9 protein-coding genes and 1 pseudogene are annotated in these 14,094 nt (G+C 77.1%); 8 read left to right on the top strand and 2 right to left on the bottom strand.

What is annotated here, in order from left to right; all coding sequences use genetic code 11:
• Nucleotides 1-175: 175 nt before the first annotated feature.
• Nucleotides 176-1,885, top strand: a complete 1,710-nt coding sequence (locus LO771_RS16530) for a glycosyltransferase 87 family protein (RefSeq protein ID WP_230653095.1) — start codon at nucleotides 176-178, stop codon at nucleotides 1,883-1,885.
• A gap of 176 nt (nucleotides 1,886-2,061) precedes the next feature.
• Complete coding sequence (locus LO771_RS16525) at nucleotides 2,062-3,735, top strand: N,N-dimethylformamidase beta subunit family domain-containing protein (RefSeq protein ID WP_230653093.1); 1,674 nt, start codon at nucleotides 2,062-2,064, stop codon at nucleotides 3,733-3,735.
• Nucleotides 3,736-3,787: 52 nt separating this feature from the next.
• On the opposite strand, the gene LO771_RS16520 is transcribed toward LO771_RS16525, so the two are convergent.
• Both LO771_RS16520 and LO771_RS16515 read right to left on the bottom strand, forming a co-directional pair.
• Nucleotides 3,788-5,455 (bottom strand): penicillin-binding transpeptidase domain-containing protein, encoded by a 1,668-nt coding sequence (locus LO771_RS16520; protein ID WP_230653091.1) that lies wholly within the window; start codon nucleotides 5,453-5,455, stop codon nucleotides 3,788-3,790.
• A 185-nt stretch (nucleotides 5,456-5,640) separates the two neighbouring features.
• On the bottom strand, nucleotides 5,641-7,440 hold the full coding sequence (locus tag LO771_RS16515; protein ID WP_374228186.1) for a dolichyl-phosphate-mannose--protein mannosyltransferase: 1,800 nt from the start codon (nucleotides 7,438-7,440) through the stop codon (nucleotides 5,641-5,643).
• Nucleotides 7,441-7,688: 248 nt separating this feature from the next.
• Here LO771_RS16515 and rsmI point away from each other — a divergent pair, with 248 nt between their 5' ends.
• From rsmI to LO771_RS16485, 6 genes and pseudogenes are all read left to right on the top strand, one after another.
• A complete protein-coding gene (rsmI, locus tag LO771_RS16510; protein WP_230653089.1) occupies nucleotides 7,689-8,555 on the top strand; it encodes a 16S rRNA (cytidine(1402)-2'-O)-methyltransferase in 867 nt (288 codons plus the stop codon).
• Between the two features lie 417 nt (nucleotides 8,556-8,972).
• Nucleotides 8,973-9,497, top strand: coding sequence for a hypothetical protein (locus LO771_RS16505; protein ID WP_230653087.1), 525 nt, complete (start codon nucleotides 8,973-8,975; stop codon nucleotides 9,495-9,497).
• Between the two features lie 107 nt (nucleotides 9,498-9,604).
• On the top strand, nucleotides 9,605-11,212 hold the full coding sequence (gene metG, locus LO771_RS16500; RefSeq protein WP_230653085.1) for a methionine--tRNA ligase: 1,608 nt from the start codon (nucleotides 9,605-9,607) through the stop codon (nucleotides 11,210-11,212).
• Nucleotides 11,213-11,217: 5 nt separating this feature from the next.
• Entirely contained in the window at nucleotides 11,218-12,087 is an 870-nt protein-coding gene (locus LO771_RS16495) for a TatD family hydrolase (RefSeq protein ID WP_230653083.1), read from the top strand.
• A 136-nt stretch (nucleotides 12,088-12,223) separates the two neighbouring features.
• A complete protein-coding gene (locus LO771_RS16490) occupies nucleotides 12,224-13,864 on the top strand; it encodes an alpha/beta hydrolase (protein ID WP_230653081.1) in 1,641 nt (546 codons plus the stop codon).
• A gap of 30 nt (nucleotides 13,865-13,894) precedes the next feature.
• A pseudogene (locus tag LO771_RS16485) lies at nucleotides 13,895-14,094 on the top strand (hypothetical protein); the annotation flags it as partial.

Below are 14,094 nucleotides of genomic sequence, written 5' to 3'. Positions count from 1 at the left end.
GCAGGCCGCCGGGAGGGGCGGCGCCGTCACGCGGCGCGACGGCGGGCGGACGCACCGGCACGGAACCGGACGCACCGGGTCCGGTGGGGCGCCCCGGGTCAACCCGTAGGGGTACACCCGATACCCCCTCCAGCGGGACGACGCCGCGGCCGCCCCCTGCATAGCGTGACCGGCTATGGTGACCACCCGACTGCCAGGCCGCCTGCACGCCGCCGCCCTCCGCAGGCCCGGGACCGGCCGCACCCCGCACCCCGCGCCCCTCGAAGCGCTCGCGGCCCTCACGGCCGCCCGCACCGCACCGCCGCGCCGGATGCCCGGCCCCTGGCTCCCGGGGCCCGCGCCGGTGGTCCCCTCCCCCCGCGCCGCCGGCGGCGGCCTGCCCGGCCCGGCCCGGCCCGCCCCGCGGACCGTGCCCGCCCCGGCCGCCGCACGGGCGCTGCCCGCCGCCCTGCGGGCCCTGGCCGCCGTGCGGGCCCTGCCCCTCCCGCGGACCCCGGCCGTGCGGGCCGCGTCCCCCGCGGTCCGCTCCGCGCTCGCCGCCTGCACCCGGGCGGCCGGCAGCCGCCGCGCCCGCGTCCTCGCCTGCCTGGCCGCCGCGGCCTGGGCCGCCGCCTTCCCCCTGACCTCCCGCCTGGCCAACCAGCGCACCTGGGGCCTGCTCGCGGCGGCCGCCTACCTGGCCGCCGCGCTCGCCGTCGGCCTGCTGCCCCGCGCCCGCGGAGCCCGCACCGCCGCCCGGACCGCGTTCGCCGGCGCCGTCGTCCTGCCCCTCGCCGTGCTGGCGCTCCAGGGGCACCGGCAGTCCGAGGTCGGGGTCGTCGAGCGGTCGGCCCAGCTGCTCCTCCACACCGGCAGCCCCTATCTGGCGGACCCCGCCGTGGTCACCGACTACAACCCCTACCTGCCCGCGATGGCCCTCTTCGGCCTGCCCCGGGCCCTGCTCGGCGGAGGGGACGCCACCACCGACGTCACGGCGGGCGACGGCGGCCTGACCGGCCTGCTCGGCGACGCCCGGCTCTGGTTCGCCGCCGCCTTCCTCCTCTGCGCCGCCGCCGCCTGGCGGCTGCTGCGGCCGCACGGCACCCCGGCCGTCCCGGCCGGCGCCCCGCGCCCCGCCTCGCCCCTGCTCGTCCTCACCGCCTCCCCGCTGGTCGCCCTCCCGCTCGCGGTCGGCGGCGTCGACCTGCCCCTGACCGGGTTCTGCGTCCTCGCCCTCGCCCTGGCGGCCCGCGGCCGCGCCGCCGCCGCAGGCCTGGCCCTCGCCCTGGCCTGCGCCCTGAAGTGGACCGCGTGGCCGGCCCTGCCGGTCGCGGCCGTCCTGCTGCTGGCCGCCCACGGCCGCCGGGCCGCGCTGCGCTGCGCCGCGATCGCGGTGGCGGGGGCGGCGGCGACCGTGCTGCCGACGGCGCTGACCCACCCCGGCGCGATGCTGGAGCAGGTGGTCCGCTTCCCGCTGGGCCTCACCGCCGTCCGCACCCCCGCCGCCAGCCCGCTGCCGGGCCGGCTGATCGCCGCGTACGCCCCCGGCGGCAGCGCGACCTGCCTGGTGCTGCTCTGCCTGGGCGGCGGCGCGGTCGCGGCCCGGCTGCTGCTGCGGCCCCCGCTCACCGCCGTGCAGGCGGCCGACCAGCTCGCCGTCGGCCTGGCCACCGCCTTCCTGCTGGCCCCCGCCGGCCGCTTCGGCTACCTGGCGCTGCCCGCGCTCATCGCCCTGTGGCCGCGCCTGGCGGCCCGCGCCGCACGGCGGGCCGCCGTGGACCTGGCCGTCCCCGAGCGGCCAGTCCCCGACCGGGCCGTCCCCGGGCGGGCCGCCGCGGAGGACGCGGCGGCGGTGGTCCCGGTGCCGCGCCCGCCGCTGGACCTGCGCGCCCCCGCCGCCCCGTAGCCCCGCAGCCCCGACCGGTCCGCCCGGCGCGCGGCTCCCGCCGTCGCGCCCGGCATCCGGCGCAACCGTGACCCGCAGGGGTGACGTCGCGGGGCCCGCGGGGCACGTCCTGTCCGACCCGGTGCGACGGTGTCCCGGGAGGCCCCCGCGGGCGGACACGGAAGGCGGCAGCGGCGGTGGACGGACGAGCGGAGAACGGACGGGCGGCGGACGGGCCGGCGGGGAACGGACCGACGGCGGACGGGCCGACGGCGGACGGACCGGCGGCGGACGGGCCGGCGGGGAACGGACGGCACGACGACGGCGGCGACGCCCCCCGCGCGGCGGACCGCCGCCGCTTCCTCGGCCTGGCGGCCGGAGCGGGCCTCGCCGCCGCGGGCTGCTCGGCCGGCGGCGGCGACGCGCACCCCGCCCGCACCCCGGCGGGCCGCCCGGCACCGGCCGCCCCCGCCGAGAGCGCCCGCCCCGGCGACCGCGACTGGCGGATCACCCGCCGCGGCGCGCCGTCGGCGATCGAGGGCTACACCGACCGGGTGAGCGTCCTGCCGGGCGAGGAGTTCGGCCTGCACGTCTCCACCACCGCCCCCGGCTTCACCGTCCGCGCCTACCGGATGGGCTGGTACGGCGGCGCCCGCGCCCGCCTGGTCTGGGAGTCCGGCCGCGTCCGGGGCCGCCGGCAGCGCGCCCCCCGCCTGGACGCGGCGACCCGCACCGTCCACGCCGACTGGGAGCGCAGCCTCACCGTCGCCGCCCGCGGCTGGCCCGAGGGCTGCTACCTGCTGCGGCTGGACGCCGACGGGCGCACCGCCCAGCGGTACGTCCCGCTCACCGTCCGCTCGGCCCGCACCGCCGGGCGGACCGTGCTGGTCAACGCCCCGGCGACCTGGCAGGCGTACAACGAGTGGGGCGGGCGCAGCCTCTACAACGGCCCGGACGGCGCCTTCCGCACCCGCTCCCTCGCCGTCTCCTTCGACCGGCCGTACGCCAAGGACGGCGCCGGGAAGTTCCTGGTCTACGAACTGCCCCTGGTCTGCCTCGCCGAGCGCCTGGGCCTCCCGCTGGCGTACACCACCGGGATCGACGTCGCGACCCGGCCGGACGGGCTGGCGGGCGCCGCGTCCGTCGTCCTGCTCGGCCACGACGAGTACTGGACCCCCGAGCAGCGGGCCCGCACCGCCCGCGCGCGCGACGCCGGGGCGAACCTCGCGGTGCTGGGCGCCAACACCTGCTTCCGCCGCATCCGCCTGGAGCCCACCGCCGCGGGCCCGCACCGCCTGGCCGTCTGCTACAAGGCCGACTACCGGCAGGACCCGGCCTACGCCCGCGGCGACCACGCCCTGGTCACCAACGACTTCCGCCGCGACCCGGCGCCCGACCCGGAGAGCTCGCTCACCGGCGTCCTCTACGAGGGCTACCCGGTGGAGGCCCCGTACGTGGTCTCCCGCCCGGACCACTGGGTGTTCGAGGGCACCGGCGTGCGCGCCGGGGACTCCTTCCGGGCGCTGGTCGGCGTCGAGTACGACCGGGTGACGCCGCAGGCGCCGACGCCGCGCCCGCTGGAGGTGCTCGCGCACTCCCCGCTGGTCTGCAACGGCACCCGCAGCCACAGCGACTCCGCGTACGGCGCCCGGCCGGGCGGCTCCGGCCTCTTCGCGACCGGCACCATGCGGTGGGTGGAGTCGCTGGACGCCTCCGGGCCGGGCGTGCCCGGGGTGCGGCACGGCCTGGACGGGCGCACCGGCGCCTTCACCACCCGGGTCACCGCCAACGTGCTGCGGGCCTTCGCCGCCGGACCGGCCGGCCGCACCCATCCGGCCGCCGACAACCTGCACGAGGTCTACGGCGCCTGACCGCGGCGGCTGGCCTCTCGGGCCGGCCCCTCGGGCCGGCCTCCCGGCCGGTTCAGCGGGACGCCGCCAGGACGGCGCGCACCGCCGGGCCCGCCGCGGCCGAGCCGTGGCCGCCGCCCTGCACCATGGCCGCCGCGGCCACGCCGTCCCGGTAGGCCGTGAACCAGCTGTCGGTGGCCCGGCCCACCTCGGCGGTGCCGGTCTTGGCGCCGACGGTCCCGCCGAGGCCGGCCATCACCCCGGCGGCGGTGCCGCGCACGGCGGTGGCCCGCATCATGCCGCGCAGCTGCGCGGCCACGCGGGCGGGCAGCGGCCGGGCGGCCGGCTGCTGGGGGAGGTCCGGCAGCAGGACCGGCTCGCGGAAGACGCCGGAGCGGACGGTGGCCGCGACCGACGCCATGGCCAGCGGGTTCATCTGGACCCGGCCCTGGCCGATCATGTCGGCGGCCTTCTCCACCTCGTCGCCGCCGGTGGGGGGGACCTGCCCGTCCCGGTTGGGCACGCCGGTGTGCCAGGTCATGCCGAGGCCGAAGACGTCGCGGGCCTCGGCGGCGAGGTCGCCGTCGCCGAGCCGGTCGCGCAGGGCGATGAAGCCGGTGTTGCAGGAGGCGGCGAAGTCGTCCCGCAGGGTGGCCCCGGGGATGGCGCTGCCCTCGACGTTGTGGAACTCCTTGCCGTCCACGTACAGGTGCGCCCTGCAGGGGGCGGCGGCGCCGGGGGAGACGCCGTGCTCCAGCAGCGCGGCCGCGGTGACGATCTTCATCGTGGAGCCGGGGGCGGTGGCGCCCTGGAAGGCGGCGTTGAAGGGCTGGGAGTTGGCCACCGCGAGGATGCGCCCGGTGGAGGCCTCGACGGCCACGAGGGAGGCGAGCCGGCTGCCGCCGCGGCCCTGCTCGGCGACCGCGCGCTCGGCCGCGGCCTGCAGGCGGCCGTCGACGGTGAGCCGCAGCCCCCGGCCGGGCCTCGACCTCCGGAAGGTGTGCAGGACCGCCAGGGTGTCGCCGCTCTCGGCGCCCGCGATCACCACCCCCTTACCGGGGGTGCCGTCGTCGGGCCGCGCACGGAGCGCCTCCTGCAGGTCGCCCGCGAGGGCCTTCAGCGAGGGGTAGGCGTCGACCGGCCTCCCGTCGCGGTCGGTGATCCGCGGCGGGGCGGGCGGCAGGTCCCGGGCCCGCAGGGCGGTCTGGCCGGTCAGGCGGGGGTGGAGCACCGAGGGCGACCAGTGCACCTTCGCCCCGCCGTCGGTGGTCCGCACCACCCGCACCGTCCCGTCGTACGCCCAGGTGCCGAGGCCGGACAGCCGGGCCCCGGCGTGGAAGCCGACCGCGACCGAGCCCGGCAGCGGGGGGTCGTGCGGGGTGGCGGCGGGGGTTCCGGCCGTGGGGGCGAGGGTGAGGGAGTCCAGGTGCAGGTCGTCGTGGTAGCCGGCCAGGCCGTCCGCGGCGGCGGCGGGGTCGTCGGTCAGTCCGGCGGCGTCCGCGGTGTCGCCCTTCGCCCAGGCGGCGAGGAAGGACTGCGCGGCCTGCCGGGCCTGGCCGGCCGAGGGCGCCTCGCCGGACGCGGCCTGCCGGCCGTCGCCCGTGGCCGTCGCCCGGGCGGCGGGAGCGCTCCCGCGGTGGCCTCCGGTCAGCGCCCCCGCGATGTTCGCGACCCCGTACCCGGCGACCGAGAGCATCCCGGCGCACACCGCCCCGACCGTGACCTTCGCCGCTCTGCCCACGACTGCTCCCCCTGCGAACCAACGGTGACCCGGCGATCGTAGGCGTGTTCGTCCGTGGGCGCAGCAGTTCCCTTGAACGCGTTCAACGGGCCCGCCCGCGAAACCGTGCGAACCCCTGCGGACCTCCGCAGACCCCGGCGGACCCGTGCGGACCCGTGCGGACCCGGCCGCCGGGTCCGCACGGGTCAGATCCAGGCGTTGAACCACATCCGGTCGCGCCAGTCGTCCATCGGGAGGGTCTGCCCGGTGAAGATCGGATAGAAGTACAGGAAGTTCCACACGATCGCCAGGACCAGCAGTCCGGCCACCACACCGCCGGCCATCCGCCGCTCCCGGCTGGCCCGCGGCGGCCCGACCATCGCGCCGATCATCATGGTGAGCGCCAGCACCAGGAACGGCACGAAGATCACCGCGTAGAAGAGGAAGATCGTGCGGTCCTGGTACAGGAACCACGGCAGGTAGCCCGCGGCCAGCCCGCACAGCACCGCACCCGCCCGCCAGTCGCGCCGCAGCGCCCACCGGTAGAGGCAGTACACCAGCGCGACCAGCCCCGCCCACCACAGCAGCGGCGTGCCGATCCCCAGCACCTCGCGCGCGCACTCCTGGACGCGGCAGCCCGCCTCGCCGCGCTTCGGCGACTCGTAGAAGAACGAGACCGGCCGCCCCAGCACCAGCCAGCTCCACGGGTTGGACTGGTAGGTGTGCGGCGAGTGCAGGTTGACGTGGAAGCCGTACACCTCGGAGTGGTAGTGCCACAGGCTCCGCAGCGGGCCCGGCACCCAGGTCGCGCCGCCCGGGTGCTGCGACGCCCAGTCCCGGTAGTAGCCGCCCTTCCCCGGCGCCGCGCTGCTCGCGAACCAGCCCGCCCACGAGGCGAGGTACACCCCCACCGTCACCACGACCAGCGAGGCGAACGCCGGCAGCGCGTCCCGGCGCAGCACGGACAGCAGCGGGCGGCGGGCTCCGGCCGTGCGGCGCGCGCCCAGGTCCCAGAGCACCGCCATGACGCCGAACGCCGCCACCACGTACAGGCCGCTCCACTTGGTGGCGCAGGCCAGGCCCAGGCTCACCCCGGCCAGCAGCCGGTACGGGCGCCACCCCAGGTTCAGCCGGGCGGCGACCGCCGCGTCGGGGTCGGCGTCCGGGTGGTCCGCGGTGGCGCCCAGCGCGTCGGCCATCCTGGCCCGCGTCCGGTCGCGGTCCACCAGCAGCAGGCCGAACGCCGCCAGCACCCAGAACATCGCCACCAGGTCCAGCAGCGCGGTGCGGCTCATCACGAAGTGGAGGCCGTCCACCGCCAGCAGCAGCCCCGCCGTGCAGCCCAGCAGCGTGGACCGCAGCAGCCGCCGGGCGATGCGGGCGATCATCAGCACCGACAGGGTGCCCAGCACCGCCGTCGCGAACCGCCAGCCGAAGGGGTGCAGGCCGAAGGCCCACTCGCCCAGCGCGATCACCCACTTGCCGACCGGCGGGTGCACCACGTACGCGGCCTGGGAGGAGAGCGGGACGGTCTGCGGCGAGGCGATGATGTCCTTGTTGGCGTCCTCCGGCCAGTTCGCCTCGTAGCCCAGGTGCAGCAGCGACCAGGCGTCCTTGGCGTAGTACGTCTCGTCGAAGATCACCGCGTTGGGGCTGCCCAGGTCCGCGAAGCGCAGGACCCCCGCGAACAGCGCCACCGCCAGCGGCCCCAGCCAGCCCGACCAGCGGCACAGCCACAGCCACAGCCCCGGCGGGATCCGGGCCGCGAGCAGCGCCGCGCCGGAGGAGGGGAGCACGGCCGCGTCCCCGGCGGGCGCGCCGCCGGGCATCGGCGGCACCAGCCGGTGCCGCAGCGGGACGCGGTCCGGCCCGGAGTACCCGTACCGGGCCAGGGCCCGCCGCCAGGCCGTCCCCGGCCCCCCGCCGTCCCCGGGCCCGCCGTCCGTGCCGTGCCCGCCGTCCGCGCCGGGCGCGCCGGCCCCGCCGGACCGCTCGCCGGTGAGCAGCGCGCCGCCGGGCGCGCCGCCGCCGGACGCGGCCCGGCCGTCCGCCGGGAGTGCGCCCGGCGTGCCCGCGCCGCCGCCGGTGGGGTCACCGCCCGCTGGGGCTCCTGTCGCCTTGTCACCGCTCACCCGCACATCGTAGGGGTGGGCCGCCGCGGGCGGGCCGGTCCGGTGCGCACGGAGTCCCGCCCCGGCCCGGCCCGGGGCGCCGCGCCGCCCCGGGCCCGCCGCCGGGCTGCGAGGATGGGGCGGTGACAGGTCTACTCGTACTGGCAGGAACCCCCATCGGCGACGTGGACGACGCGCCGCCCCGCCTCGCCCGGGAGCTCGCCGCCGCCGACGTCGTCGCCGCGGAGGACACCCGGCGGCTGCGCCGCCTCACCCAGGCCCTCGGGGTGGCCCCGGCCGGCCGGGTGGTCTCCTACTTCGAGGGCAACGAGGCGGCCCGCACCGGCGAGCTCGTGGAGGCGCTGACCGGCGGCTCCCGGGTGCTGCTGGTCACCGACGCCGGCATGCCGTCCGTCTCCGACCCCGGCTACCGGCTCGTCGCGGCGGCCGTCGAGGCCGGGGTGCCGGTCACGGCCGTGCCCGGCCCGTCGGCGGTCCTCACCGCGCTGGCCGTCTCGGGGCTGCCGGTGGACCGGTTCTGCTTCGAGGGCTTCCTGCCGCGCAAGGCGGGGGAGCGGGCCGGACGGCTGCGCGAGGTGGCGGCCGAGCCCCGCACCCTGGTCTTCTTCGAGGCCCCGCACCGCCTCGCCGAGGCGCTGGCCGCGATGGCGGAGGCGTTCGGCGCGGACCGGCCCGCCGCGGTCTGCCGGGAGCTGACCAAGACCTACGAGGAGGTCCGCCGCGGACCCCTGGCCGACCTCGCCGCCTGGGCGGCGGACGGCGTGCGCGGCGAGATCACCGTGGTCGTGGCCGGCGCGCCCCCCGCCGCGCCCGAGCAGCTCGACCCGGCGGAGCTGGCCCGCCGGGTGGCGGTCCGGGAGGAGGCGGGGGAGCGGCGCAAGGAGGCCATCGCGGCGGTGGCGGCCCAGGCCGGGATCCCCAAGCGGGAGGTGTTCGACGCGGTCGTGGCGGCCAAGCACGCGCCGTCCGCGGAGCCGGGCCGGGGCTGAACCGGGCGGGGGCCCGACCGGGGGCCGGACCGGGCCGGGAGCGGCCCGGCACGGGACCGGCCCGGCGCAGGTCCGGGCCGGTGCGGGCGCCTGCCGGGCGTGCCCCGTCCGCCCTGCCGCGCCGCCCCGGGGCGGCGTACGGTGGACGGACAGGGCGCCCCGCGCGGGCGCCACCGGCGCGCCGCGCCGGCGCACCGCCGCCGGTCCGCGCGCGGGCGGTGGCGACCGGGCGCGCGCAAGGTAAAGCGGAGACCTGGAAGGCCAAGGAGCGACGGGGACCGCGCCGCGGTCCGTACAGGAATCCCCAACAGCGGGCCAAGACTCGGCAACCCGGGAGTCCGCAGGCCCGCCCCGGGAATTCCCTGGAGAGGAAAGACCCGTACCGGACGGACGTCCGGAGGGCACCGGGAGACCGTCATGAGCGAGACCATCGGTAACCCTGTGAGCAGGCCGGGCACGGACCCGTCGTCGGCGACCGCCACCGCCGGGAACCCGGCCCCGGCCGTCCACGAGGCCTACTCCTTCGCCTGCCTCAGCTGCGGGTACGGCTGGGAGCAGGACTACGCCATCGAGCACCACACCGACCGGGACGGCCGCACCGTCTGCCAGTACCGGGCGAACGGCGTGCGCGTCCCCTCGCCGCTGCTCAAGCCCACCTGCCCCGGCTGCGGCGGCCACACCGTCCGCATCATGCGCGCCGGGCGCGTCGCCGCCGTCGGCCGCTCCTGGACCCGCAACCCCGGCGCGCCGGGCCCCCACCCGGCCGGGACGGAGCCGGAGCGCCACGAGGCCGGACACCACGAGCCCGGGCATCACGAGCCCGAACCCCGCGCCGCCGCCCCCCGCCGCGACGAGTACGCCGGACGGAAGCGCCCCCGCCGCCGCCTCCACCTCCCCTTCCACCTCCACCTGCGCCGCCGGCACGGCGGTCCGCAGGACTGACACCGCCCGCTCCCGGGCGGCCGCCCCTCCCGTGCGGCGGTGAGGGGCGGCCGCGCAGGCGGCCCGGGCGCGCCGGGGCAGCCCCGCCCGGCGGATAGGATTCCTGCATGGCGGCCACTGGAACCAACAGCAACGGGGCGTCGGCGTACTACGTCACCACGCCGATCTACTACGTCAACGATCGCCCCCACCTGGGCCACGCCTACACGACCGTCGCAGGCGACGTGCTCACCCGCTGGCACCGCCAGCGCGGCGAGAAGGTGTGGTACCTCACCGGCACGGACGAGCACGGCCAGAAGATCATGCGCACCGCCGACGCCAACGGCGTCACCCCCCAGCAGTGGTGCGACAAGCTCGTCGAGGAGGCGTGGAAGCCCCTCTGGGAGCACCTGGAGATCGCCAACGACGACTTCATCCGCACCACGCAGGAGCGGCACACCCACCGGGTGCAGGAGTTCGTCCAGGACCTGTACGACAAGGGCGAGGTCTACCAGGGCGGCTACGAGGGCCCGTACTGCGTCGGCTGCGAGGAGTACAAGAGCCCCGGCGACCTGCTGGACGGCGAGGACGGCGCCAAGCTGTGCCCCATCCACAAGCGGCCCGTGGAGATGCTGAAGGAGGAGAACTACTTCTTCAAGCTCTCCGCCTACGGCCCGAGGCTGCTGGAGTTCTACGAGGCCAACCCCGGCTTCATCCAGCCCGAGTCGGCCCGCAACGAGGTGCTGCAGTTCGTCCGCCAGGGCCTGCAGGACCTCTCCATCTCCCGCTCCACCTTCGACTGGGGCATCCCGATCCCCTGGGACCCCAAGCACGTCATCTACGTCTGGGTCGACGCGCTCCTCAACTACGCCACCGCCGTCGGCTACGGCGCGGACCCGGCGAAGTTCGACGCGACCTTCCCCGCCGACGTGCACCTCGTCGGCAAGGACATCCTCCGCTTCCACGCGGTCATCTGGCCCGCCATGCTCATGGCCCAGGGCCTGCCGCTGCCGAGGAAGGTCGTCGCCAACGGCTGGCTGATGGTCGGCGGCGAGAAGATGAGCAAGTCCAACCTCACCGGCATCGCCCCGCAGGACCTCACCTCGCACTTCGGCGTCGACGCCTACCGCTGGTACTTCCTGCGCGCCATCCAGTTCGGCCAGGACGGCTCCTTCTCCTGGGAGGACTTCACGGCCCGCTACACCTCCGAGCTGGCCAACGACTTCGGCAACCTCGCCTCCCGCGTCGCCGCCATGGTCGGCAGGTACTTCGACGGCAAGCTGCCCGCCGCCGAGGCCCCCGGGGACGCCGAGCAGGCGGTCGCCGACGGCCTCGCCCGGGCCGTCGCCGAGGCCGACCGCAGGATCGGCGACGAGGTCGACTTCTCCGGCGGCATCGCCGCGGTCTTCGACTTCATCAAGCAGGTCAACGGCTACCTCACGGAGCAGGAGCCGTGGAAGGTCGCCAAGGACGGCTCCGCGGAGAGCCGGGCCCGGCTCGCCACGATCCTGTACACCGCCGCCGAGTCGCTGCGCGCCGTCGCCGTCCTGCTCAACCCGGTGATGCCGGCCGCCGCCGCCAAGCTGTGGGACTCCCTCGGCGCCGAGGCGTCCCTCGGCGCCCTCGCCGACCAGCGCGTCGGCGAGGCCGCCGACTGGGGGCGCCTGCCGGCCGGCTCCACCGTCACCAAGGGCGACATCCTCTTCCCCCGCCTGGAAGAGAAGAAGGACGCCTGACCTCCATGAGCAGCGGAAAGTCCGGACCGCCGCCACTGCCGGAGCCCCTGGCGGTGGCGGTGGCCGACTCCCACACCCACCTGGACATGCAGGACGGCACCCCGGAGGAGGGCCTCGCCAGGGCCGCCGCCGTCGGGGTCACCACCGTCGTCCAGGTCGGCTGCGACCTGCCCGGCTCCCGCTGGGCCGCCGACCTCGCCGCCGCCCACGAGCCGGTGTGGGCCGCCGTCGCCCTCCACCCCAACGAGGCGCCCCGCATCGTCCTCGGCGACCCCGACGGCTGGAGCGGGCAGCGCCGCGCCCCTGGCGGCCTGCCCGCCCTGGAGGACGCCCTCGCGGAGATCGACGCGCTCGCCGCCCGGCCCGAGGTCCGCGCCGTCGGCGAGACCGGCCTGGACCACTTCCGGACCGGCCCCGAGGGCGCCGAGGTCCAGGAGAAGTCCTTCCGCCGCCACATCGCCATCGCCAAGCGGCACGGCAAGGCCCTGGTCATCCACGACCGCGAGGCCCACGACGACGTCCTGCGCGTGCTGGAGGAGGAGGGCGCGCCCGAGCGCACCGTCTTCCACTGCTACTCCGGCGACGCCGCCATGGCGAAGGTGTGCGCCGAGCGCGGCTACTACATGTCCTTCGCCGGCAACGTCACCTTCAAGTCCGCCCAGCCGCTGCGCGACGCCCTCGCCGTCGCCCCCCTGGACCTGGTGCTGGTCGAGACCGACGCGCCGTTCCTCACCCCCGCCCCCTACCGGGGACGCCCCAACGCCCCCTACCTGATCCCGGTCACCCTCCGGGCCATGGCGCAGGCCAAGGGCGTCACCGAGGACGAGCTCGCCGCCGCCGTCGCCGCCAACACCGCCCGCGCCTTCGACTACTGAGCCCCGCCCGCTGCCGGGCCCCGCCCGGCGGCGAGGTGTGCGTCACACGCGCGGGGCCGGTGCGGCCGGGCCCCCGCGGGCCCCTAGGATCGGCGGTGCTCGACGGCTGATCACCACGGGGGAGTCCAGGACCGGCATGAGCAGTGACTTCGCACGCCTGATGGCGCAGGACTTCGGCGACCTGGAGGCCGCGGCCAAGGCGTGGACCCGGGTCTCCGGGGAGATGGACGAGGCAGCCGGGCGCCACCGCGGCCGCGTGACCGGACCGCTCCGGCACGGCTGGAAGGGGGAGGACGCCGACGCCGCCTTCTTCTACCTGGGGGACGTCGAGGCCAGGATGGACGTCGTCCGGACCGAGGCCATGACCATCGGCAGCGTCCTGGAGACCACCCGGTTCTGGATGGAGCAGGCCCGCACCGACCTGCGCAACGCGGTCCGCCGCGCCGAGGACGACGGCTACGCCGTCGGCCACGACGGCACCGTCACCGACCCGCAGAGCGCGTCGCTGCCGCACAACGACCCCGACGCCCAGCAGATCGCACGCGAACGCGGCGGGCGGCGCCTCGAGTTCCAGGAGCGGATCGACGCCGCCCTGCGCGACGCCCGCAAGGCCGACGCCGACGGGGTGCGGGCCCTGTCCTCGCTGGACGGCATGGTCATGGACCGCTTCAACGACGCCGCGTCCGCCGAGTCGGCCCACGACGTGCGGGACGCCGTGAAGGCGATCGGACAGCAGGGACCGCAGATCCCCGACGACCCCCGGGACGCCGCCGCGTGGTGGAAGGCCCTCGGCCCCGAGGACCGCGCCGAGTACGCGGCCCTCTACCCCGCCCGGATCGGCGGCACCGACGGCCTGCCCAGCGACGTCCGCGACCACGCCAACCGGCTCGCCATGGAGCAGGAGCTCAACGACCTGGAGTTCGGCGGGCCCGAGGACTTCACGGACATCTCCCAGGACGAGCGGAACAAGCGGCTGCAGAACCTCCACGTCCTCCAGGACCGCCTCGACCAGGGGGCCGGGGCCCCGCGCGGCAAGGAGCTCTACCTCCTGGACTACGACCCCGCGGGCGACGGCCAGGCCGTCATCGCCATGGGCAACCCCGACACCGCCGCCCACACCGGCGTCCTCGTCCCGGGCACCAACACCACCATGGACTCGGTCGACGGCCAGCTCGACCGGATCGGCAGGCTCCAGAACGCCGCGACGAAGCAGAGCCGAGGGGAGGACGTCGCGATGGTGATGTGGCTGGGCTACGACGCGCCCGAGGCGTCCGGCGGCGACCTCGACGCGGGCGTGGCCGGCCAGGGCCGGGCCCAGGACGCCGCCCCCGACCTGCGGCACTTCATCGCCGGGACCCGCGCGGCCCAGGGCGACCGCCACGGGCACATCACCGTGATCGGGCACAGCTACGGCTCCACCGCCGTCGGTGCGGCCGCAGCGGGCGGCCACGGCCTCGGCGCCGACGACATCGCGGTCGTCGGCAGCCCGGGCATGACGGTCGACCACGCCCGCGACCTCCACATGGACCCCTCGCACGTCTGGGTGGGGGCGGCCTCCGACGACGCCGTCATCGACGACTTCTCCGACCTCAGCCTCGGGGACAACCCCGCCGAGGAGCCCTTCGGCGGGCGGAACTTCGAGGTCGACACCCACGGCCACAGCGGCTACTGGGACCAGGGGAGCCAGAGCCTCGCCAACCAGGGGCGGATCATCGCGGGGAGGCCCCCCACGGAAGTCCCCAAGCAGGACAACGACGTTCCCCTGTTCCCCGGGTGACCCCCCTCGCCCTGACCACCGGGAGTCCCCATGGCCGACGCCAGGTCCGCCCGGTGCGCGCTCGGCGTCACCCTTCTCCTCCTCACGGCGGGAGCCTGCGTGCCCGACGACGGGAAGAACGACCCGCTGCCGCGCCTGAGCCGGGAGCGTGCGACGCGGTGGGCCGAGGAGCACACCGCGCGCATGGCCGAGGCGGCCGGGGTCGAACTCGACCGGAAGAGCGCGGAGTC

The organism is Streptacidiphilus sp. ASG 303 (assembly GCF_020991365.1).
GTDB lineage: Bacteria > Actinomycetota > Actinomycetes > Streptomycetales > Streptomycetaceae > Peterkaempfera.
This window is presented reverse-complemented; position numbering and strand designations above follow the sequence as displayed.